General features: G+C 75.1%; 19 protein-coding genes and 1 pseudogene. 4 read left to right on the top strand and 16 right to left on the bottom strand.

From position 1 onward, the window contains the following. Positions 1-255: 255 nt before the first annotated feature. The 9 genes and pseudogenes from tyrS to argC form a co-directional block, all read right to left on the bottom strand. The gene (gene tyrS, locus FB380_RS19150; protein WP_166756886.1) at positions 256-1,539 is read right to left on the bottom strand and encodes a tyrosine--tRNA ligase; all 1,284 of its coding nucleotides are present in this window, start codon (positions 1,537-1,539) and stop codon (positions 256-258) included. A gap of 14 nt (positions 1,540-1,553) precedes the next feature. Continuing rightward, positions 1,554-2,269: pseudogene (locus FB380_RS26250) on the bottom strand (DNA-3-methyladenine glycosylase). Next, positions 2,233-3,675, bottom strand: a complete 1,443-nt coding sequence (gene argH, locus FB380_RS19160) for an argininosuccinate lyase (protein WP_166756887.1) — start codon at positions 3,673-3,675, stop codon at positions 2,233-2,235. The pseudogene FB380_RS26250 and the gene argH overlap by 37 nt, the downstream one beginning before the upstream one ends. Further along, positions 3,672-4,217 carry an arginine repressor gene (locus FB380_RS19165; RefSeq protein ID WP_166756888.1) on the bottom strand — a complete coding sequence of 182 codons (546 nt, stop codon included), beginning with the start codon at positions 4,215-4,217 and terminating at the stop codon, positions 3,672-3,674. The genes argH and FB380_RS19165 overlap by 4 nt, the downstream gene beginning before the upstream one ends. Continuing rightward, complete coding sequence (argF, locus tag FB380_RS19170) at positions 4,214-5,164, bottom strand: ornithine carbamoyltransferase (protein WP_166756889.1); 951 nt, start codon at positions 5,162-5,164, stop codon at positions 4,214-4,216. The genes FB380_RS19165 and argF overlap by 4 nt, the downstream gene beginning before the upstream one ends. Continuing rightward, positions 5,161-6,351, bottom strand: coding sequence for an acetylornithine transaminase (locus tag FB380_RS19175; protein ID WP_166756890.1), 1,191 nt, complete (start codon positions 6,349-6,351; stop codon positions 5,161-5,163). Before FB380_RS19175 ends, argF begins: the two co-directional genes overlap by 4 nt. Further along, positions 6,348-7,391: an acetylglutamate kinase gene (argB, locus tag FB380_RS19180; protein ID WP_188959623.1), complete on the bottom strand. Its 1,044-nt coding sequence runs from the start codon at positions 7,389-7,391 to the stop codon at positions 6,348-6,350. The genes FB380_RS19175 and argB overlap by 4 nt, the downstream gene beginning before the upstream one ends. Further along, positions 7,388-8,539 (bottom strand): bifunctional glutamate N-acetyltransferase/amino-acid acetyltransferase ArgJ, encoded by a 1,152-nt coding sequence (argJ, locus tag FB380_RS19185; RefSeq protein WP_166756891.1) that lies wholly within the window; start codon positions 8,537-8,539, stop codon positions 7,388-7,390. Before argJ ends, argB begins: the two co-directional genes overlap by 4 nt. A gap of 73 nt (positions 8,540-8,612) precedes the next feature. Then, entirely contained in the window at positions 8,613-9,653 is a 1,041-nt protein-coding gene (argC, locus tag FB380_RS19190; RefSeq protein WP_229682150.1) for an N-acetyl-gamma-glutamyl-phosphate reductase, read from the bottom strand. Between the two features lie 126 nt (positions 9,654-9,779). On the opposite strand from argC, the gene FB380_RS19195 reads away from it, so the two are divergent. From FB380_RS19195 to FB380_RS19205, 3 genes are all read left to right on the top strand, one after another. Continuing rightward, on the top strand, positions 9,780-10,673 hold the full coding sequence (locus FB380_RS19195; protein ID WP_229682151.1) for a diacylglycerol/lipid kinase family protein: 894 nt from the start codon (positions 9,780-9,782) through the stop codon (positions 10,671-10,673). A 71-nt stretch (positions 10,674-10,744) separates the two neighbouring features. Further along, the gene (locus FB380_RS19200) at positions 10,745-11,143 is read left to right on the top strand and encodes a glyoxalase superfamily protein (RefSeq protein ID WP_166756894.1); all 399 of its coding nucleotides are present in this window, start codon (positions 10,745-10,747) and stop codon (positions 11,141-11,143) included. 93 nt (positions 11,144-11,236) lie between these two features. Then, complete coding sequence (locus FB380_RS19205) at positions 11,237-11,554, top strand: STAS domain-containing protein (RefSeq protein ID WP_166756895.1); 318 nt, start codon at positions 11,237-11,239, stop codon at positions 11,552-11,554. 21 nt (positions 11,555-11,575) lie between these two features. On the opposite strand, the gene FB380_RS19210 is transcribed toward FB380_RS19205, so the two are convergent. The 3 genes from FB380_RS19210 to pheS are packed head-to-tail and all read right to left on the bottom strand — an operon-like array spanning position 11,576 to position 15,943. Next, positions 11,576-12,397 (bottom strand): SDR family NAD(P)-dependent oxidoreductase, encoded by an 822-nt coding sequence (locus tag FB380_RS19210; RefSeq protein WP_166756896.1) that lies wholly within the window; start codon positions 12,395-12,397, stop codon positions 11,576-11,578. Then, entirely contained in the window at positions 12,390-14,879 is a 2,490-nt protein-coding gene (gene pheT / locus FB380_RS19215) for a phenylalanine--tRNA ligase subunit beta (RefSeq protein ID WP_166756897.1), read from the bottom strand. The genes FB380_RS19210 and pheT overlap by 8 nt, the downstream gene beginning before the upstream one ends. After that, positions 14,876-15,943: a phenylalanine--tRNA ligase subunit alpha gene (pheS, locus tag FB380_RS19220; RefSeq protein WP_166756898.1), complete on the bottom strand. Its 1,068-nt coding sequence runs from the start codon at positions 15,941-15,943 to the stop codon at positions 14,876-14,878. The genes pheT and pheS overlap by 4 nt, the downstream gene beginning before the upstream one ends. A 141-nt stretch (positions 15,944-16,084) precedes the next feature. Here pheS and FB380_RS19225 point away from each other — a divergent pair, with 141 nt between their 5' ends. Continuing rightward, positions 16,085-18,334: a diguanylate cyclase domain-containing protein gene (locus tag FB380_RS19225; protein ID WP_166756899.1), complete on the top strand. Its 2,250-nt coding sequence runs from the start codon at positions 16,085-16,087 to the stop codon at positions 18,332-18,334. A gap of 80 nt (positions 18,335-18,414) precedes the next feature. Here the strand turns inward: FB380_RS19225 and FB380_RS19230 are convergent, their stop codons facing one another. The 4 genes from FB380_RS19230 to infC form a co-directional block, all read right to left on the bottom strand. Then, entirely contained in the window at positions 18,415-19,218 is an 804-nt protein-coding gene (locus FB380_RS19230; RefSeq protein WP_166756900.1) for a TrmH family RNA methyltransferase, read from the bottom strand. 92 nt (positions 19,219-19,310) lie between these two features. Then, positions 19,311-19,700 carry a 50S ribosomal protein L20 gene (rplT, locus tag FB380_RS19235; RefSeq protein ID WP_166756901.1) on the bottom strand — a complete coding sequence of 130 codons (390 nt, stop codon included), beginning with the start codon at positions 19,698-19,700 and terminating at the stop codon, positions 19,311-19,313. Positions 19,701-19,737: 37 nt separating this feature from the next. After that, on the bottom strand, positions 19,738-19,932 hold the full coding sequence (gene rpmI, locus FB380_RS19240; RefSeq protein WP_166756902.1) for a 50S ribosomal protein L35: 195 nt from the start codon (positions 19,930-19,932) through the stop codon (positions 19,738-19,740). Between the two features lie 90 nt (positions 19,933-20,022). Further along, positions 20,023-20,691, bottom strand: coding sequence for a translation initiation factor IF-3 (infC, locus tag FB380_RS19245; protein ID WP_229682152.1), 669 nt, complete (start codon positions 20,689-20,691; stop codon positions 20,023-20,025). Positions 20,692-20,701: the final 10 nt, after the last annotated feature.

Here is a 20,701-nt window from a genome sequence, read left to right on the forward strand (position 1 = left end):
ACGCTGTTGAGTTCTCAAGGAGCGGACGCGCGGCGAACCAGATCCTCTCGGATCGTCGTCTCCGGCTTGTGTTGTCCTGCTCGGCGCCCGGTCCCGGCCTCGCGGTCGTTCCCGGCGCAGAGAGAAAGTTACGTGGCCGTGGGGGGGCGTGTCAAACCCGGCCGGGGTGACGCGCGCCACCTGCCCGGAACGTGGCCGTCACCTGGCGTTCACACGCCGCGGGCGGCCGCTCCGCCGAGGCGGTGACCGCCCAGCTCAGCGAGCCGGCGCCGCCCCGGGGCAGTGCACGCCGGCCACCAGCCGCTTGCCCTTCCGCAGCACCAGCCATCCCCCGGCCAGCCAGTCCGCAGCGGCCGGCGCGGCCTCGGCGTCGGTCACCCGGACGTTGTTCACGTACGCCCCGCCCTCCTTGACCGTCCGCCGCGCGTCGGTCAGGGACGACGCCAGCCCGGCGCGCTGGAACAACGCGGCGTAGGACAGCGCAGGGTCCTCGATCGACGTCGCACCGGCCTCGGTCAGCGCGGCGACCAGGGTCTGCGGGTCGAGCTCGGTGAGCTCGGCCCGGCCGAACAGGGCCCGGCCGGCGGCGTCGGCCTGGGCGAGTTCGGCAGGACCGTGCACCAGCCGGGTGAGCTCCTCGGCCAGCGCGCGCTGCGGGGCCCGGGAGGCCGGACGCTCCTCGGACTCGGCGATCAGCGCCGCCACCTCCTCGGCCGGGCGCTCGGAGAACAGCGGCAACCAGGCCCGGGCGTCGACGTCGTCGATGTTGAGCCAGTACTGGAAGAACGCGTACGGGCTGGTGTGCTCGGGGTCCAGCCAGATCGTGGCGCCCTCGGTCTTGCCGATCTTCTTGCCGTCGGCCGTGGTGATCAGCGGCGTGGCCAGGGCGTGCGCCGACGCCCCCTCGGTCCGGCGCACCAGGTCCGTGCCGGCGGTGATGTTCCCCCACTGGTCGGAGCCGCCGCTCTGCAGCGTGCAGCCGTGCCGCCGGTGCAGCTCCCGGAAGTCGTTGGCCTGCAGGATCTGGTAGCTGAACTCGGTGTAACTGATCCCGGCATCGGAGTTCAGCCGGGCCGAGACGGCCTCCTTGGCCAGCATCCGGTTGACCCGGAAGTGCTTGCCGAGGTCACGCAGGAAGTCGATCGCCGACAGCGGCGACGTCCAGTCCAGGTTGTCGGCGTAGATCGGCTCCCGGAGCCCGTGTTCGGCGGCCGGCAGGTCGAGGAAGGGCGCCACCCGGCGGCGGATCCCCTCCACCCAGGTGGCCACCTGCCCGGGGTCGTTCAGCTGGCGCTCGGACGACGGCCGGGGGTCACCGATCAGCCCGGTCGCCCCGCCCACCAGCACGATCGGCTGGTGCCCGGCCCGCTGCAGGGCCCGCAGCACCATGAACTGGATCAGGTGACCGACGTGCAGGCTGGCCGCCGTGGGGTCGAAGCCGCAGTAGTAGGTGACCGGCCCCTCCGCCAGGTGCGCGCGCAGCGCCTCCTCGTCGGTGCTCTGGGCGATCAGCCCGCGGCGGTGGAGTTCGTCGATCACGGAAGGTGCGGAGGTCACGGTCGCCCATCTTGCCTGGCAGGCCGGCGCCGCGGCTTCCCACCCGCCCGGAAGACGCTCACCGAGGCGGCGTCGGTCTCCCAGAAGCGCCAGGGCAGCTCGGTGGCCACGCTGATCCCCACCCGCGGCCCGGCCGAGACCCCGGACGGCGGGCGGCCGGCGTGCAGGCGCACGGGCGAGGCCGGGTCGAGCAGGTCGCTCCCCCGGTCGTCGGGGCCGATCGCCAGCGCCTGGGTGAGCCGTGCGGGGCCGCGGGCCAGGTCCCGCGCCACCCGGGCCGCCGGACGCCGGGAGTGCGCCAGCGACTCCCCCACCGTCACCTCACCGGCGCGCATCAGCACCGCCGAGCCGCGCCCGGCCGGGCCGACGACGACGTTGGCGCACCAGTGCACCCCGTAGCTGAAGTAGACGTACAGCCGCCCCGGAGGGCCGAACATGATCTCCGCCCGCGGGGTCGGGCCCGGTGGGCGTGCGACGCCGGGTCCTCCCCCTGGCCGGAGTACGCCTCGACCTCGGTGAGCCGCAGCGCGACCCGGCCGTCGGGCCGGTCGGTCACCACCCAGCACCCCAGCAGCGACCGGGCCACCTCGTCGACCGGCCCGAGCAGGTCCGCCCCGGTGAGGAGCGGGCCCGGCCCGGGCCGGTCGGACGGCGGGACGTCGGCGGGCACCGGGGCTAGAGGGCTCCGGCCACCGGTGACCAGGAGGCCCACTCGGTGTGCTCACGCGCCAGCTCCGACAGCGACCGGAGCTGCTCGGCGACCCGCTCCGGCGCCGTCCCGCCGCGGGCCTGCCGGGCCGCCAGGGCGCCGGGGACGGTCAGCACCGACCGCACCTGCGGGGTGAGCCGTTCGTCGATGCCGGCGAGCTGGTCGTCGTCCAGCTCGTCGAGCTCGAGACCGGCCTCCTCGCAGAAGGCGACCATCGCGCCGCTGATCTCGTGCGCGGACCGGAACGGGACCCCGTTGGACACCAGCCACTCGGCGACGTCCGTGGCCAGGGCGAAGCCCTGGGGCGCGGCCGCCTCGATGACCTCCGGGCGGAGGGTCAGCGTGGCCACCATCCCGGTGACCGCGGGCAGCAGCAGGAGCAGCTGCTCGACGGAGTCGAAGACCGGCTCCTTGTCCTCCTGCAGGTCGCGGTCGTAGGCCAGCGGGAGGCCCTTGAGCATGGTCAGCAGCCCGGTCAGGTTGCCGACGAAGCGGCCGGCCTTGCCCCGGGCCAGCTCGGCGATGTCCGGGTTCTTCTTCTGCGGCATGATCGACGACCCGGTCGCCCAGGCGTCGTCGAGCTTCGCCCAGCCGAACTCGGTCGACGTCCAGAGCACGACCTCCTCCCCCAGCCGGGACAGGTGCACCCCGAGCAGGGCGGCGACGAAGCAGAACTCCGCGGCGAAGTCGCGGTCGCTGACCGCGTCGATGCTGTTGTCCGCGGCCCGGTCGAAGCCGAGCTCGGCGGCGACGGCGTCGGGGTCCAGCGCCAGCGAGGAGCCGGCCAGCGCACCGGAGCCCAGCGGGCTCACCGCCGCCCGCTTGTCCCAGTCCAGCAGGCGGTCGACGTCGCGGGACAGCGAGTGGGCGTGCGCGAGCAGCTGGTGTGCGATGAGCACCGGCTGGGCGTGCTGCAGGTGGGTCATCCCCGGGGCGGCGACGTCGCGGTAGCGCAGCGCCAGCCCGACGAGGGCGTTCTCCAGCGCGGCGAGCTCGCCGACCAGGTGGCGCACGTTGTGCCGCAGGTACAGCCGCAGGTCGGTGGCGACCTGGTCGTTGCGGCTGCGGCCGGCGCGCAGCTTGCCGCCCAACGGGCCCAGCTTCTCCAGCAGGCCGCGCTCGAGCGCCTCGTGGACGTCCTCGTCGGCCTCGATCGGCGCGAACGTGCCGTCGGCGACCTCGGCGGACAGCTCGGTGAGCGCACCGATCATCCTGGCCAGCTCGTCGACGGTGAGCAGCCCGGCCCGCTCCAGCACCCGGGCGTGCGCCCGGGAGCCGGCCAGGTCGTAGGGCGCCAGCCGCCAGTCGACGTCGGTGGACTTCGACAGCGCCGCCATCGCCGGTGACGGGCCGCCGCCGAACCGGCCGCCCCACAGTCGGGTCTGGCTGCCGGCGTTGCCCTCGGTCACTCTGCGCTCTCTTCCACGTCGGCGTGCAGGTCGGTGTCGTCCCCGTGCGCCGGGCGGGCGCGCTCGGCGAGCGCGCGCAGCCGTCCGGCGAGCGCGGGCCCGCCGTTCGGGTCACGGGAGACGACCATCAGAGTGTCGTCCCCGGCGATCGTGCCCAGCACGTCGGGGAGCCCCACCTTGTCCAGCCCGGAGGCCAGGAACTGGGCCGCGCCCGGCGGCGTGCGGACGACGGCCAGGTTCGCGCTCCCCTCGGCGCTGGTGAGCAGGTCGGCCAGCAGCCGGGTCAGCCGGGCCGGTGCCGACTGCGCCGGGCGCAGCGGGGCGTTCTCCGGCGGCAGCACGTAGGACGCCGGCGCCCCGTCGGACCCGCGCAGCTTCACCGCGCCGAGCTCCTCCAGGTCCCGGGACAGCGTCGCCTGGGTGACGTCGACCCCGGACTCGGCCAGCAGGCGGGCCAGCTGGGTCTGCGAGGTCACCGGCCCGGCGGTGATCAGCTCGGCGATCCGGGCGTGCCGGGCCGACCGGGTCAGCGCGGTGGTCATCCCGATCGCTCCAGCAGCCAGGTGAGCAGCGCCTTCTGTGCGTGCAGCCGGTTCTCCGCCTCGTCCCACACGGCGCTCTGCGGCCCGTCCAGGACCGAGGCGGCGATCTCCTTGCCGCGGTAGGCCGGCAGGCAGTGCAGCACGACGGCGTCGTCGGCGGCGCGGGCCAGCGCCGGCTCGTCGACGGCGTAGGGCACGAGCGGCGCGACCCGGGCGGCGTGCTCGGCCTCCTGGCCCATCGACACCCAGGTGTCGGTGGCGAGCACGTCGGCGCCGTCCGCGGCGGCGGCCGGGTCGGCGGTCCACTGGACCGACCCGCCGGTCTCCGCCGCGATCTCCCCGGCCCGCTCCAGCACGGCCGGGTCGGGCCGGAACGTCTCCGGGGAACCGATCCGCACGTGCATGCCGGCCAGGGCGCCGCCCAGCAGGTAGGAGTGCGCCATGTTGTTGGCGCCGTCGCCGAGGTAGCTGAAGGTGAGCCCGGCGAGCGCGGGGCGGTGTTCCAGGACGGTCTGCAGGTCGGCCAGCACCTGGCAGGGGTGGAACTGGTCGGTCAGGGCGTTGACCACGGGCACCCGGCTGACCGACGCCATCGCGTCCATCCGCTCCTGGCCCGAGGTGCGCCACACGATCGCCGCGACCTGCCGGTCGAGCACCCGGGTGGTGTCCTCCACCGACTCGCCCCGGCCCAGCTGGCTGGCCCCGCCGTCGATCACCAGGGGCTGCCCGCCGAGCTCGGTGACCCCGACGGCGAAGGAGAGCCGGGTGCGGGTGGAGGGCTTGTCGAACAGCACCGCGACCGTGCGCTGGGTGCCGTTCGGCGCGCGCAGCGGGGTCGGCGCGGCGGCGGTGTGCCGGCCGGCCTTGAGCTGGGCGGCCAGCGCGAGCACCTCCGCCTGCTCCGCGGGGGTGAGGTCGTCGTCCCGGGTGAGGTGCCGGACCGTCACTGGTCGGCATCCCGGAGGGCGGCGTCCAGCGCGGCGGGGAGGGCGGCGACGAAGGAGTCCAGCTGGGCGTCGGTGACGACCAGCGGCGGGGCCAGCCGGACGACGTCGGCGGCCACCCCGTTGGCGAGGAACCCGGCCGCCCGCAGGTGGTCCTCGACCCCGGCGGCGACCGGCGCGGTGAGGACGACGCCGAGCAGCGCACCCCGGCCCCGGACGCCGCTGATGCCCGGGTGCCCCAGCGCATCGACGCCGGCGGCGACCCGGTGCTCGATCTCCTTGGCGCGCTCCAGCAGCCCCTCGTCGCGGATGGTGTCCAGCACCGCCAGGGCGGCGGCCGCGACGATCGGGTTGCCGCCGAACGTGGAGCCGTGCGAGCCGGCGGTCATCAGCTCCGCGGCCGGGCCGAAGGCCAGGGTGGCGCCGAGTGGCAGGCCGCCGCCGAGGGCCTTGGCCAGGGTGACGACGTCGGGCTGCAGGCCGTCGGCCTGGTGGGCGAACCACTGCCCGGTGCGCCCGCTGCCGGTCTGCACCTCGTCGACGGCGAAGAGGGCACCCGCCGCGCGGGCGGTCTCCGCGGCGGCGGCGAGGTAGCCGGGCGGGGCCGGCAGCACGCCGCCCTCCCCCAGCATCGGCTCCAGCAGCACCATCGCCGTCCGCTCCCCCACGGTGGCCGCGAGCGCGTCGACGTCGCCGTACGGGACGTGCTGCACGCCGCCGGGCAACGGGGCGAAGGCGGCGGCCTTGGCCGGCTGCCCGGTGAGCGCGAGGGAGCCCATGGTGCGGCCGTGGAAGGAGCCGATCGCGGTGACCACCTCGGGCCGCCCGGTGAGCCGGCTGAGCTTGAAGGCGGCCTCGTTGGCCTCGGCGCCGGAGTTGCAGAAGAAGACCCGGCCCGGCCGGCCGGCGAGCTCCAGCAGCCGCTCGGCCAGCAGCACACCGGGCTCGTGCATCGCCAGGTTGGAGACGTGGCCCAGCAGCTGTGCCTGGGCGGTGATCGCGTGCACGACCGCCGGGTGGGCGTGGCCGAGGATCGTGGTGGCGATGCCGCCGAGCAGGTCGGTGTACTCGTTGCCGTCGACGTCCCAGACGGTCGCGCCCGCGCCGCGGGCCAGCGCCACCGGCGGCGTCTTGTAGTTGCCCATCATCACGGCCGACCAGCGGGTGGCCAGCTCCTCGGTGTGCGTCATGGTGCGGTCACTCCCTCCGGTGTCGGTGATGCGGTGTCGGTGCCGGCCGGGACGACCATCGTCCCGGTGCCCTCGGTGGTGAACGTCTCCAGGAGCAGGGCGTGCGGCAGTCGCCCGTCGATGACGGTGGCGCGCCGCACCCCGCCCTCGACCGCCCGCAGGCAGGCGGCCATCTTCGGGATCATCCCGGCGTCCAGGGTCGGGAGGATCTCGGCCAGCTCGGTCGCGTCGATCTTCTGCACCAGCGAGTCGCGGTCGGGCCAGTTGGCGTAGAGCCCCTCGACGTCGGTCAGCACGACCAGCTTCACCGCGCCCAGGGCGACGGCCAGCGCGGCGGCCGCGGTGTCGGCGTTGACGTTGTGCACCTGGCCGGAGGCGTCCGGTGCGACGGTCGCGACGACCGGGATGTGCCCGGCCTCGAGCAGCGCGGTGACCGGGGCCGGGTCGACCGCGACGACGTCGCCGACCAGCCCGACGTCCACCGGCTCGCCGTTGATGATGGCGTGGGTGCGCTCGGCGGTGAACAGCCCGCCGTCCTCACCGCTGAGCCCCACGGCCAGCGGGCCGTAGGAGTTGATCAGGCCGACCACCTCCGGACCGACCTGGCCGGTCAGCACCATCCGGACGACGTCGATCGTCTCCTCGGTGGTGACCCGCAGGCCGCCGCGGAACTCGCTCTCGATCCCCAGCCGGCCGAGCATGCCGTTGATCTGCGGGCCGCCGCCGTGCACGACGACGGGCAGGATCCCGCAGGTCCGCAGGAACACCATGTCCTCGGCGAAGGCGCGCCGGCACTGCTCGTCGACCATGGCGTGCCCGCCGTACTTCACCACCACGACCCGGCCGTGGAACTCGCGCAGCCACGGCAGCGCACCGGTGAGGACGGCGACCTTCCGGGCGTCCCCTTCCGGGTCGTGCGTGCGCATGCGGCGGGAGGTGCCCACCGAGCGCCGGGCCGGCGGGCTGGCGAGGTCGGGGGCGACGTCGGGCGGCGTGGGGTCCTGCGCCGGGCTGTCGCTGCTGGTCTGGTCACTGGTCATGTCGAGTAGGCCGAGTTCTCGTGGACGTAGGCGAGGGACAGGTCGTTGGTCCAGATCGTGGCCTGCTCGCTGCCGGCCCGCAGATCGACGTCGATGGTGATGGCCCGGCCGGACAGGTCGACGCCCTCGCGCGGGTCACCGATCGCGCCGCCCCGGCAGACCGTGACGCCGTTGATCGTCACGTCCACCTGGTCGGGCTCGAAGGCCGCGTCGGTGGTGCCGATCGCGGCCAGCACCCGCCCCCAGTTGGGGTCGTTGCCGAACAGCGCCGTCTTGAGCAGGTTGTTGCGGGCGCAGGCCCGGCCGGCGGTGAGGGCGTCGGCGACGCTCGCCGCGTTGCGGACGGTGATCGCGATGTCCTTGGTCGAGCCCTCGGCGTCGGCGAGCAACTGCATCGCCAGGTCGGTGGCCGCCGCGGTGAGGGCGGCGGTGAACTCCTGCGCGCTGGGCGTGACCCCGCTGGCGCCGTTGGCCAGCACGATCACCGTGTCGTTGGTGGACAGGCAGCCGTCGGAGTCGACCCGCTCGACGCTGACGCTGGTCGCCGCCTCCAGCGCCGGCTGCAGCACCTCGGCGGGCACGACCGCGTCGGTGGTGAGGACGACGAGCATCGTGGCCAGCGAGGGGGCGAGCATCCCCGCGCCCTTCGCCATCCCGCCGATGGTCCAGCCGTCCCCGGTCTGCACCGTCGTCTTCGGCACCGAGTCGGTGGTCATGATCGCCCGGGCGGCGTCGGCGCCACCGTCGGTGGACAGCCCCGCGACCGCGGCACCGACCCCGGCGAGCAGGCCCTCCATCGGGAGGCGCACCCCGATCAGGCCGGTGGAGGCCACCGCGACGTCGACCGCACCGATCGCCAGCTCCGCCGCCACGCGCTCGGCGGTGGTGTGGGTGTCACCGAAGCCGTCGGGACCGGTGCAGGCGTTGGCCCCGCCGGAGTTCAGCACCACCGCACGCAGCCGGTGGTCGGCCAGCACCTGGCGGCTCCACAGCACGGGAGCGGCCGGGAACCGGTTGGTGGTGAAGACGGCGGCCGCGGCGTCGTCGGGCCCGTCGTTGACGACCAGCGCGACGTCGAGCGCACCGCTGGACTTCAGGCCGGCGGCGACACCGGCCGCGCGGAACCCCTGCGGGGCGGTGACGCTCACGAGCCCTCCTCGCTGACGCTCGTCGGCCACGTGACCGACGCTGCTGTGCTCATGCGTGAGCTCGCGAGCTCGCTCACGGTGCTACTCCGATGGTCGGCAGGCCCGTGGTCTCGGGGAGACCGAGGGCCAGGTTGGCGCACTGGAGGGCGGCGCCCGCAGTGCCCTTGGTGAGGTTGTCGACGGCGGCGACCACGACCAGCCGGCCGGCGTCCGGGTCGACGGCGACCTGCAGCTGCACGGTGTTCGCGCCGAGCACGGCGGCCGTCGTGGGCCACTGGCCCTCCGGCAGCAGGTGCACGAACGGCTCGTCGCCGTAGGCCTCCTGGTAGGCGGCCCGCGCCCGGGCGGCGTCGACGCCGTCGGCCAGCGGGGCCGAGCAGGTGGCCAGGATGCCCCGGCTCATCGGCACGAGCGTGGGGGTGAAGCTGATCCGCACCGGCGCACCGGCGGCCTGCGCCAGGTTCTGCACCATCTCCGGGTTGTGCCGGTGGACGCCGCCGACGCCGTAGGCGCTGGCCGAGCCCATCACCTCGCTGCCGAGCAGGTGCGTCTTGGCGCTCTTCCCGGCCCCGGAGGTGCCGCTCGCGGCCACCACCACGACGTCCGGTGCGACCAGCCCGGCGGCCAGTGCCGGGGCCATCGCCAGGGTGACCGAGGTCGGGTAACAGCCGGGGACGGCGATCCGCCGGGCACCGGCGAGCTGCTCCCGCTGCCCCGGGAGCTCGGGCAGGCCGTAGGGCCAGTGGCCGGCGTGCTCGCCGCCGTACCAGCGGGCCCAGGCGGCCGGGTCGTTGAGCCGGTGGTCGGCACCGCAGTCGATGACCAGGGTGTCGGCGGGCAGCTGGGCGGCGATCGCCGCGGACTCCCCGTGCGGCAGGGCCAGGACGACGACGTCGTAGCCGGCCAGCGAGGCCGCGTCACTGCCCTGGACCTCGAGGTCGGCGTAAGGCAGCAGGTGCGGCTGCAGCTCGCCCAGGCGTCGGCCGGCGCTCGAGTTGGCATGCACCCCGGTCAGCCGGAGGTTCGGATGCCCGGCCAGGAGCCGGCACACCTCACCCCCCGCGTACCCGGTGGCGCCGGTGACCCCGACCGTCCACGTCTGTTGGCTGTTCACGGTGCATGACCATACCTGAGCGTGCATGACCGTGCAGTCTGGGTGCATCGGTGCGTGCGGGACCGCGTTCTCGGGCAGGGTCGCAGCGGGCAGCCGTGCCCGACCATGCCGAGGAGGCCGTCACCTGTGAGCTCGTTCGACCGGATCGTCGTCGTCTTCAACCCGCACAGCACCGGCGAGGCACCGGAGTCCGCCGAGCAGCTGCGGGACGAGCTGGCGCGGCGGCTCCCGGCCGTCCCCGTGGAGCTCTGCCCCACCCAGCGCGCCGGGCACGCCCGCGAGCTGGCCCGCGAGGTCGCGGCCACCGGCCGGCCACTGCTGGTCTCGGTCAGCGGGGACGGCGGCTACAACGAGGTCGTCGACGGCGTGATGCAGGCCGGCAACCCGGACGCCGTCTGTGCGGTGCGGGCCGCCGGCAATGCCAACGACCACCGCCGCACCACGCGCGAGCACCACCTGGCCGATGCGATCGTGGCCGGCGACGTCCGGCGGATCGACCTGCTGCGGCTCACCCTCGGCAGCGGCGACGACGCCCACACCGAGACCGAGGTGCGGTACGCCCACTCCTACATCGGGGCCGGCGTCACCCCGGTGATCGCGGTCGACATCGAGAAGGGCGGCAAGGGCTCGTGGCGGGAGGCCCTCTCGGTGCTCCGGGGCTTCGCCCGCTTCCGCCCCTTCCCGATCCGGCTGGAGGACGGCGAGGAGCGCACCATCGACAGCCTGCTCTTCGCCAACATCGCCCAGATGGCGAAGGTGGCCACGCTGAGCGAGGGCGCCCGCCCCGACGACGGCCGGTTCGAGGTGATCGCCCAGCGGCGGACCGGCAAGCTGCGGGTCCTGGGCACCGCGCTGCGCGCCGCGACCCGGGGGCTGGGCCGGCAGCCGAGCGTGACCCACTACGCCTTCACCACGCTGGCCCCCATGCCCCTGCAGCTGGACGGCGAACTGGTCGAGCTGGAGGCCGGCACCCAGGTGTCGGTCGACATCGCACCGAAGGCCCTGGCCACCGTGTTCTGAGCCGCAGTCCCTCGTGCCTGCCGTGCGCCGGGGCACCGATGAGTTCCGCCGCCGGCACCGGTCCCACCGGCATGACACCGACCACGAGCACCACGCTGACCGAGCTCGCCGTGACCATGTTCTCCGTCACCGACCAGGACGCCGCCCGCGACTTCTACACCGGGGTGCTGGGCTTCGAGGTGCGCGGGGACGACCGCTTCGGCGAGGACGGGACGGACCGCTGGCTGGAGGTGGCCCCGCCCGGTTCCTCCGCACGGCTCGCGCTGAACCCGCCGATGGGCGGGTCCGCCGGCGGCGGCGCCATCGGGGTGGAGTCCACGGACGTGCTGGCCGAGCACGCCCGGCTCGCCGCCCGCGGGGACGTCGACCTCGACCCCGCCCCGACCCGGGTGCCCGGCGCACCGCTGCTGTTCTGCGTGCGCGACCCGGACGGCAACGCGATCTGGGTGGTCGAGGCACCGGCCGGCTGACCACCGGCGGCCGCGCTCAGGTTTCTGTCAGCAGGGCGGGGCACAGTGGCCCCTGCCCGGCGATCGACGCCGGGCAGGGGGAGGAACACCGCCATGAGCGACGTCCAGCAGCTGTCCGGTGGCATCGACCTGGTCGAGGAGGACGGCGTGACCGTGCTCCGGCTGACCGGCGAGGTCGACAGCCTGGTGGTCGACGCCTGGGACGCCGGCGGGCCACACACCCCGGACGCGGGCGCCGTCGACCTGTCGGCGGCGACCTTCCTGGACGGCCGGGCGCTGCGCCTGCTGGTGCGCGAGACCGAAGGGGCCCGCCGGGGCGGGCGGCTGCCCGAGCTGCGCCGCCCCTCCCCGCTGGTCCGCCGGATGCTCGAGGTCACCGGTGCCGCCGTGTTGTTCGCAGCGGTCTGCTGAGACCTCCCCCGGCTGGCCGGCTCAGCCGACCGGGTCGTCGGCTCCGTACGGCCGCAGCCGCAGCTGGCGGGCGGGGCCCTCGGGGGTGGTGGCCCGGAGCACGTCGAGGTCGTCGGCGCCGGCCCGGAAGAACCGCCCCGACCACTGGTCCAGCTCACCGGCGGCGATCGCAAGGGCCAGGGCGACCACGTCCTCCGGCCGGGTCCACTCGGTGCGCCCGGCGTGCATCGGCATCGCCCGGGTCATCTCGGTGTCGATCACGCCCGGCGCGAGGTCGAACGCGCGCACCCCGTGCGCCGCGCCGGCCAGGTCGATCGCCTCGGTGATCCGCATCTGCGCCGTCTTGCCGGCCGAGTAGGCGCTGTAGACGTCGCTGCCCCGGGTGCCCAGGCCGCTGGCCAGCCCGATCACCCGACCGCCGCCGGCGGCGAGCATCCCGGGGACGACCGCGCGGGAGACCAGGAACGGCCCGCGCACCTGGCTCTCCACCACCTGCCACCACTGGTCGGGGTCGGCCTCCCACAGCGGCACCTCGGCGGCGTCGATGAGGCCGGCGTTGTTGACCAGCAGGGTGACCGGCCCGAGCTCCGCGACCGCCTGGGTGACCGCGGCCTGCACGGCGCCGGGGTCGGTGACGTCGGCGGCGACGGCGAGGGTGCGGGCACCGGTGGCGTCGGCGACCTCGTCCATCGCCTCGTTCAGCCGGTCCGCGGAGCGGGCCAGCCCGGCCACGGTCGCACCGCACTCGGCCAGCCCCTGCGCCAGGTACCGCCCGATCCCGGCCGAGGCCCCGGTGACCAGCGCGACCGTGCCGGTGAGGTCGGGCCGGGTCGACTCAGCCACGGAGCACCGCCCCGGTCCGCGCCACCGCGAGCGCGAGCGCGGCGTCGCGCGCCGCGTTCGCCTCCTCACCGGTCAGCGTCCGGTCCGGGGCCCGCAGCGTCAGCGCGTACGCCAGCGACCGCGAGCCGGCCGGCACCGGCGCACCGGTGTAGACGTCGAAGAGCCGCAGCACCTCCAGCAGCTCACCCGCGCCCTCGCGCAGCGCCGCCTCGACCTCGGCGGCCGGGACGGCGTCGGGGACGACCAGCGCCAGGTCGACCAGCACCGGCGGGAAGGTCGAGACGTGCGGACCGACGGCCACCGGCGCGGCGGGCAGCGCGTCGACGTCGAGCTCCATGGCGCAGGTGCGCGCCGGGAGGTCCAAGGCCGCGCACACCCGGGGGTGCAGCTCACCGGCGTACCCGACGACCCGGGCCCCGTCACCGTCGCCGTCGCCGTCGCCGACGAGCAGTTCGGCGCACCGGCCCGGGTGCCAGGGCGCCCGCTCACCGGCCCGCACGGTCAGCTCCACGCCGGCGGCGGCGGCCACGGTGTGCGCCGCCTGCACGGCGTCGGCCCAGATCCCCGGCCGGCCCGGTCCCCACCAGCCACGCGGTTCGAGGTTCCCGGCCAGCACCACGCCCACGTGCCAGGGCTGCTCGGGCACCGCGCCCAGCAGCGCGGCCAGCACGTCGTCGTCCGGACGCCGGTCGACCCCGGGCACCGGGGCCTGGGTGCGCGGGCCGCCCGGGAAGACCGCGCCGTGCTCGAACACGGCGACGTCGCGCTGGCCGCGGGCCAGGTTGCGGGCCAGGGTGGCGAGCAGCCCGGGCAGCAGCGTCGTCCGCATCGCCGGGGCCTCCTCCGACAGCGGGTTGCGCAGCGTGATCAGCGTCCGCCGGGCGTCGTCGACGGGCATGCCGAGGGCGTCCAGCTGCGCCTCCCCCACGAACGGGTAGGACGGCGCCTCGACGTAGCCGGCGTCGGCGAGGGCGCGGCCGATGCTGCGCCGGCGGCGCTGGCGCTCGGTGAGCCCGCGCCCGGGGGGCGCGGTCGGCAGCACGGAGGGGATCTCGTCGAAGCCCAGGTAGCGGACGACCTCCTCGACCAGGTCGGCCGGGTCGGTGAGGTCACCGCGCCAGGACGGCGGCGTGACCTGCAGCTGCTGGCCGTCCCCCTCGACGGTCGCGCCGATGGCCTGCAGCACTTCCACGACCTGCGAGGGCGGGTATTCGACACCGGCGATCCGGCCGGGCCGGCCGGCGTCCAGCGCGATGACCGGGCGCGGCCCGCGCACGTCGAGGTCGACGGGTGCGCCGACGACCTGGGCGGCGCCACCGTGCTGGGCCAGCAGCGCCGCGGCGCGGGCGAGCGCCACGACGGTGACGTCGGGGTCGGTGCCCCGCTCGAAGCGCTTGGCCGCCTCGCTGGGCAGCTTGTGCCGGCGCACACCGCGGCCGATGCCGGCCGGCTCCCAGTGCGCGGCCTCCAGCAGCACCGCGGTGGTGCCCTCCCCGATCTCGGTCGAGGCACCACCCATCACCCCGGCGAGCCCGATCGGCCCGGACCCGTCGGCGATCAGCAGGTCGTCGTCGGTGAGCGCGCGGTCGACGCCGTCCAGGGTGGTCAGCCGCTCGCCGGCCGCCGCCCGCCGCACCGTGATCGGCCCGGTGACCGTGTCGCGGTCGAAGGCGTGCATCGGCTGGCCGAGCTCGAGCATCACGAAGTTGGTGACGTCGACGGCGAGGGAGATGCTGCGGATGCCGCACTGGGCCAGCCGCCGGCGCAGCGCCCACGGGCTCGGCGCGGTCGCGTCCAGGCCCTCCATCGCCACCATCGAGAAGCGGTCGCAGCGGGCCGGGTCGGCCACCTCGACGGCCCAGCCGGGCTCCCCGGACCACGCCGGGGGCGTGAGGGCGGCCGGGTCGCGCCAGTCGACGCCGAGCGCCCCGGCCAGGTCGCGGGCGATGCCGCGCAGGCTCATCGCGTAGCCGCGGTCGGGGGTGACCTCGAGGTCGAAGACGACGTCGTCCAGGCCCAGCACGCCGGCGGCCGGCGTCCCGGGGGTGGAACCGTCCCGGCCCAGCACCAGGATGCCGGCGTGGTCCTCGCCGATGCCCAGCTCGCGGACCGAGCAGATCATCCCGTCGGAGACGTGGTCGTAGGTGGTCCGCGCGGCGATGGCGAAGTCCCCGGGGAGCACCGCGCCGGGCAGCGCGACGACGACCAGGTCGTCGACGGCGAAGTTGCGGGCGCCGCAGACGATGCCCCGGGGGGCGTCCTCCCCGACCTCGACCTGGCAGTACCGGATCGGCTTCTTGAAGCCGGTGAGCTCCTCGATCTCCAGCACCCGACCGACCACGAGCGGGCCGGTCGTGACCGGGGGGCGGAGCACCTCCTCGACCTCGAAGCCGAGCCGGACGAACGCCTCGTCCAGCTCCTCGACCGTCGTCCCCGCGGGGATGTCGACGTGCTCGCTCAGCCAGCTGACGGGGACCTTCACTGCTCAACTCCGAACGCACTCGTGAAGCGGACGTCGCCCTCGACGATGTCGCGCATGTCGCCGACCCCGGAGCGGAACTGCAGCGCCCGCTCGATGCCCATCCCGAAGGCGAAGCCGGTGTACTCGTCGGGGTCGATGCCACAGGCGACCAGGACGCGGGGGTTGACCATCCCGCAGCCGCCCCACTCCACCCAGCGCGGCCCGTCCCGGTGCTCGGGGAACCAGACGTCGAACTCCGCCGACGGCTCGGTGAAGGGGAAGAAGTGCGGCCGCCACCGGGTCAGCGCATCCGCGCCGAACAGCTGGCGGGCCAGGTGGTCCAGCGTGCCGCGCAGGTGGGCCATGGTCAGCCCGCGGTCGACGGCCAGGCCCTCGACCTGGTGGAAGACCGGGGTGTGCGTGGCGTCCAGCTCGTCGGTCCGGTAGACCCGGCCCGGCGCGACGACGTAGATCGGCGGCTTGCGCGCCAGCATCGTGCGCGCCTGGACCGGGCTGGTGTGCGTGCGCAGCACCAGCCCGGAGTCCTCAGGCGCGACGAAGAAGGTGTCGGCCAGCGACCGCGCCGGGTGGTCCGGGCCGGTGTTGAGCGCGTCGAAGTTCAGCCACTCGGCCTCGAGCTCCGGGCCCTCGGCGATCTCGTAGCCCATCCCGACGAAGACGTCGGAGATCCGGTCGGTCAGCGTGGTCAGCGGGTGCCGGGCGCCGGGCAGGGCGCGGTCCCAGGGCAGGGTGACGTCGACGCGCTCCTGGCGCAGCACCCGCTCGTCGCGCTCGGCCTCCAGCACCGCCAGCCGGGCGGCGTGGGCCTCGGTGACCGCGACGCGGGCGGCGTTGACCCGCTTGCCGGCGTCCGAACGGGCGTGCGGGGGCAGCGCACCGAGCTCCCGGCGGGCCAGCAGCACCGGGGCGCGGTCGCCCAGGTGGGCCGGGCGGACGGCGGCCAGGGCCTCCAGGTCACCGGCGGCGGCGAAGGCGTCGGTCGCCGCCTGCACCGCCGCGTCGAGGGCCTCCGCGGACAGCGCGGCGACCTGCTTGGGGTCATAGGGGTCGTTGGCGCCAGACACGGGAGGCCATTCTGCCCGGCGGCACCCGGTGCGCGCGCCCGGGTGGGCCGCCACGAGCACGACGTCGGCCCGCTCACCCGCACGGGTGGCCCGGGCCGCGGAACGCGCGAGTGCGGCCGGGTCGCTGCCGATCGTCCGGGCGTGACCGCAACCGCAGCTCCCGTCTCCACGATCGACGACGTGCTCGCCTCCGGCAGTGTGCACAGCCTGTACCAGCCCATCGTGGAGCTGGATTCCGGCCGCGTCGTCGCCTACGAGGCCCTCGCCCGGGGCCCCCAGGGGCCCCTGCACACCCCCGACGCCCTCTTCGCCGCCGCCCGCGCGGCCGGCCGGCTCGCCGAACTGGACGCGCTGTGCCGGTCCGCCGCGCTGCGCGGGGCGGTCGCCGCCGAGCTGGGCCCGCCGCTGACGGTGTTCGTCAACGTCGAGCCGCAGGTGCTGGAGTCGGCGCCGCTGGAGGAGCTCCTCGCGATCGCCACCACGGCCCCGGCCGGGCTGCGGGTGGTCGTGGAGATCACCGAGCGGGCGCTGGCCACCCGGCCGGCGGACCTGCTGCGGGCCGTGGAGCGGGTCCGGGAGGTGGGCTGGGGCATCGCCCTGGACGACGTCGGGGCGGAGTCGATGTCGCTGGCCTTCATGCCGCTGCTGCGACCCGACGTGGTGAAGCTGGACCTGCGCCTGGTGCAGCAGCGCCCCGGCCCGGCGGTCGCCGAGATCATGAACGCGGTCAACGGCTACGCCGAGCGCACCGGTGCGCTCATCCTCGCCGAGGGGATCGAGGACGAGGACCACCTGGCCATGGCGTGCGCCCTCGGGGCGAGCCTCGGCCAGGGCTGGCACTTCGGCCGGCCGGCGGCGACGGCGAGCCCGGGCCGGACCGTCGGACGGCTGGACCTGCCGTCGGCGGACACCGCCGTCGTCGACACCGAGGACTCCCCGTTCAGCTGCCTGCCCGAGGGCACCCAGCTGCGGACGGCGCCCAAGGCCCTGCTCATCGAGCTCAGCAAGCACCTGGAGCGCCAGGCGATGCGGCTCGGCGAGACCTGCGTGGTCGCCGCCACCTTCCAGGAGGCGCGGCACTTCACCCCGGCCACGTCGCTGCGCTACCGGGACCTGGTCGCCCGCACCGGCTTCGTCGCCGCGCTGGGCGAGGACCTCCCCATCGAGCCGGTGCCCGGCGTGCGCGGCGCGCACCTGGCGGCCGACGACCCGGTGCGCGGCGAGTGGGACGTCGTCGTGCTCAGCCCGCACTTCAGCGCGGCACTGCTCGCCCGGGACCTGGGCGACGGTGGTCCGGACCAGCAGCGGCGCTACGAGTACGCGCTGACCTACGACCGGCGCACGGTCGAGCGGGCCGGGGTGGCCCTGGTCGCCCGGGTGGCCGCCCAGCCGGCCCCGGAGCTGCCCGACGCCGACGGGACCGGGGCCCAGGCCCAGCCCGGCACCGTGGCGGTGCGGGACGGCGGCACCGTGGAGGAGGTGCTGCTGCACCGTGCCCTGGCCGCGACGACCAGCGGGGTGGCGATCGCCGACATGACGGCGCCGGACCAGCCGCTGGTCTACGTCAACGCCGCCTTCGAGCAGCTCGCCGGCCTCTCCGCCGCGCAGGTGCTCGGCCGCAACTGCCGCTTCCTGCAGGGGGCGGACACCGACCCGGGCACGGTGGACCGGATGCGCCTGGCGATCCGGGAGGGCGCGGAGTTCCGGGCCACCCTGCTCAACCACCGCGGGGCCGAGCGCGAGCCCTGGTGGAACGAGATCCACCTGGCGCCGGTGCTCGATGCCACCGGCGCCGTCGTCCAGTACATCGGCGTGCAGACCGACGTCACCGCCCGGGTGACCGCGGAGCGTGAGCTGCTGCAGGAACGCGACCGCACCCGCCAGCACCTGGCCCGGATCGAGGAGCTGGCCTACACCGACCCGCTCACCGCGCTGCCCAACCGGCGCCGCTTCGAGGAGCGGATGGAGTCCGCGCTGTGGCAGGCCCGGCTCGACGGGACGGCGGTCGCGCTGCTCTTCCTCGACCTCGACGGCTTCAAGGCGGTCAACGACGCACTGGGCCACGCCGCCGGCGACGAGCTGCTGCAGGTCGTCGCCGACCGGATGCGGCACCGGCTGCGCCGCGGTGACCTGCTCGCCCGGCTCGGGGGCGACGAGTTCCTGGTCGGGCTGGTCGGCCTGGACCCCGCGACCGCCGCACAGGAGTCGGCCCGGGTCGCCGCGCAGCTGCAGGCCGCGCTGACCGAGCCGGTGGTGCTCTGCGACAAGACGGTCCAGGTACGGGCGAGCGTGGGGATCAGCGTGCACCCGGAGGACGGCGCCGAGTTCGGGCCGCTGCTGCACCTGGCCGACGCCCGGATGTACGCCGGCAAGCACCCGCTCGTCCCCTAGGTCACCCTGCCGCGGGGCGCACGTCCGGACCCGCGGCAGGGCCGGCCCGGCGGGGCACCGCGCCCGGCCGGCTCTCGCGGCTACTGGGCGAGCTGGGTGGCGTAGAGGCAGATCGAGGCGGCCACCGACAGGTTGAGGCTCTCCGCCCGGCCGCGCATCGGGATGCGCACCCGCGCGTCGGCGAGCGCGGCCAGCGCCGGGTCCAGCCCGCGGGCCTCGTTGCCGAACAGCCACAGCACCGGGCCGCTGAGCAGCCCCTCGTGCCCGGCGGCGTCCAGCGCCACCTCTCCCCCGCCGTCGGCGGCCAGCACGGTCGTGCCGGCGGCCTGCACCTGCGGCACCAGCTCCGCCAGCGACGTGCCGCGCACGACGTCGACGTGGAACAGGCTGCCGGCGCTGCTGCGCACCACCTTGCCGCCGTAGGGGTCGGCGGAGCCGGCGCCGAAGACCACGGTGCGGGCACCGCAGGCATCGGCGGTGCGCAGCACCGTCCCGGCGTTCCCGGGGTCGTTGAGCTCGGCCAGGGCGACCGCCAGCCGCGGCGGGTCGGTCACCAGCGTCCGGGCCGGCACGTCACGCAGGGCACAGACGGCGACCAGCCCCTGCGGCGTCACCGTCTCCGACAGCGAGGCGACCGCCCGGTCGGTGGCCACGTGCACCGGCACCCGCGCGGTGGCCAGCAGGTCGCGGTGGGTCTCCCCCGCGGCCTCGGTGACGAACAGCTCGAGGACGGCGCCCGGGTCGGCCTGCGCCTGCGCCAGCGCCTCGCTGACCGCCTGCCGCCCCTCGGCGAGGAAGGCCCCGGCGTCGTCCCGGCCGCTGCGCCGGGTGAGCTTGCGGGCGCCGGCGACCCGCGTCGAGCGCTCGGTCAGCACGTCGGGCACAGGATCTCCTCTCGCAGGGTGGGGACAGACGACGACGCCGTCACCAGCGGGTCACGAGGACCCGCCGGCGACGGCGTCGGCGGTGTTCTGGCTCAGGCGGCCTGGGCGCCGGTCGCCTCGGGGTTCGCGGCGAGCGCGGCCCGGGCGGACTCCACCAGCGTGGCGAAGGTGGCGGGCTCGTTCACGGCGAGCTCGGCCAGGACGCGGCGGTCCAGCTCGATCCCGGCGAGCTTGAGGCCCTGCATGAACCGGTTGTAGGTCATGTCGTTCTGCCGGGCCGCGGCGTTGATCCGGGTGATCCACAGCTTGCGGAAGTCACCCTTGCGGACCTTGCGGTCGCGGTAGTTGTAGGTGGCCGAGTGGAGGATCTGCTCCTTGGCCTTGCGGTACAGCCGCGAGCGCTGGCCGCGGTAACCGCTGGCTGCCTCGAGGGTCGTGCGGCGCTTCTTCTGGGCGTTGACCGCCCGCTTCACGCGTGCCACGTGAGAGCTCCTGTCTGCTGGTTACGGGAAGGGGCGGTCAGAGACCGAGGAGCTTCTTCATCCGGCTGTTGTCGGCCGGGGAGAGCACCTCGGTGCCGCTGATACGGCGCTTCCGGCTCGAGGACTTGTGCTCGAACTTGTGCTGGTTGTTCGTGTGCTCCGCCACCAGCTTCCCGGTGCCCGTGACGCGGATGCGCTTGGCCGCGCCCTTGTGGGTCTTGTTCTTCGGCATGTCCTCGTCCTGTTCGTGTCTGTCCGCGCCAGGAGCACGGGGGTGCTCCTGGCGCGGGCCGTCTGGGTCGTGCGGTGGCTCGCGCCCGGCTCAGGCCGGGGGTGCCTGCTCCCCGGATGCCGCCTGCTTCTCGGCCTTCGCGGAGCGCCGCGCGTCGTCGGTCGCCGCCTGGTTCCGGTGCGGCGCGATCACCATGACCATGTTCCGGCCGTCCTGCTTGGGGTTGGACTCCACCACCCCGAGCTCGGAGACGTCGCCGGCCAGTCGCTGCAGCAGCTTGTAGCCCATCTCCGGGCGGGACTGCTCGCGACCGCGGAACATCACGGTGATCTTGACCTTGTCGCCGCCCCGGAGGAAGCGCTCGACGTGGCCCTTCTTGGTCTCGTAGTCGTGCGGGTCGATCTTGAGACGCAGCCGCATCTCCTTGATGACCGTGAGCGCCTGGTTCCGCCGGGCCTCACGGGCCTTCTGCGCGGCTTCGTACTTGAACTTCCCGTAGTCCATGAGCTTGACGACGGGCGGCCGGGCCATGGGCGCGACCTCGACGAGGTCGAGCTCGGAGTCCTGGGCCAGGCGCAGCGCCTCGCCGATCGGCACGATGCCGACCTGCTCGCCCTCCGGTCCGACCAGGCGGACCTCGGGGACGCGGATACGGTCGTTGATGCGGGGCTCGGTGATGGCCTCTCCTCTGCTGCTGCGGGGAGGAGTCGCACCCGTCCCGGGCACCGACGCAGGAAGGCCCCGCGAGCTGCTGCTCACGGGGCCCACT

Origin of the sequence: Modestobacter marinus (assembly GCF_011758655.1) — a bacterium.
GTDB lineage: Bacteria > Actinomycetota > Actinomycetes > Mycobacteriales > Geodermatophilaceae > Modestobacter > Modestobacter marinus.

What these genes read in the sequence shown, in the direction of transcription:
- FB380_RS19165 (WP_166756888.1), bottom strand. Translation starts at nt 4,217, where the DNA reads ATGACCACCGCGCTGACCCGGTCGGCCCGGCACGCCCGGATCGCCGAG.
- FB380_RS19175 (WP_166756890.1), bottom strand. Translation starts at nt 6,351, where the DNA reads ATGACGCACACCGAGGAGCTGGCCACCCGCTGGTCGGCCGTGATGATG.
- argB (WP_188959623.1), bottom strand. Translation starts at nt 7,391, where the DNA reads ATGACCAGTGACCAGACCAGCAGCGACAGCCCGGCGCAGGACCCCACG.
- FB380_RS19200 (WP_166756894.1), top strand. Translation starts at nt 10,745, where the DNA reads ATGACACCGACCACGAGCACCACGCTGACCGAGCTCGCCGTGACCATG.
- FB380_RS19205 (WP_166756895.1), top strand. Translation starts at nt 11,237, where the DNA reads ATGAGCGACGTCCAGCAGCTGTCCGGTGGCATCGACCTGGTCGAGGAG.
- rpmI (WP_166756902.1), bottom strand. Translation starts at nt 19,932, where the DNA reads ATGCCGAAGAACAAGACCCACAAGGGCGCGGCCAAGCGCATCCGCGTC.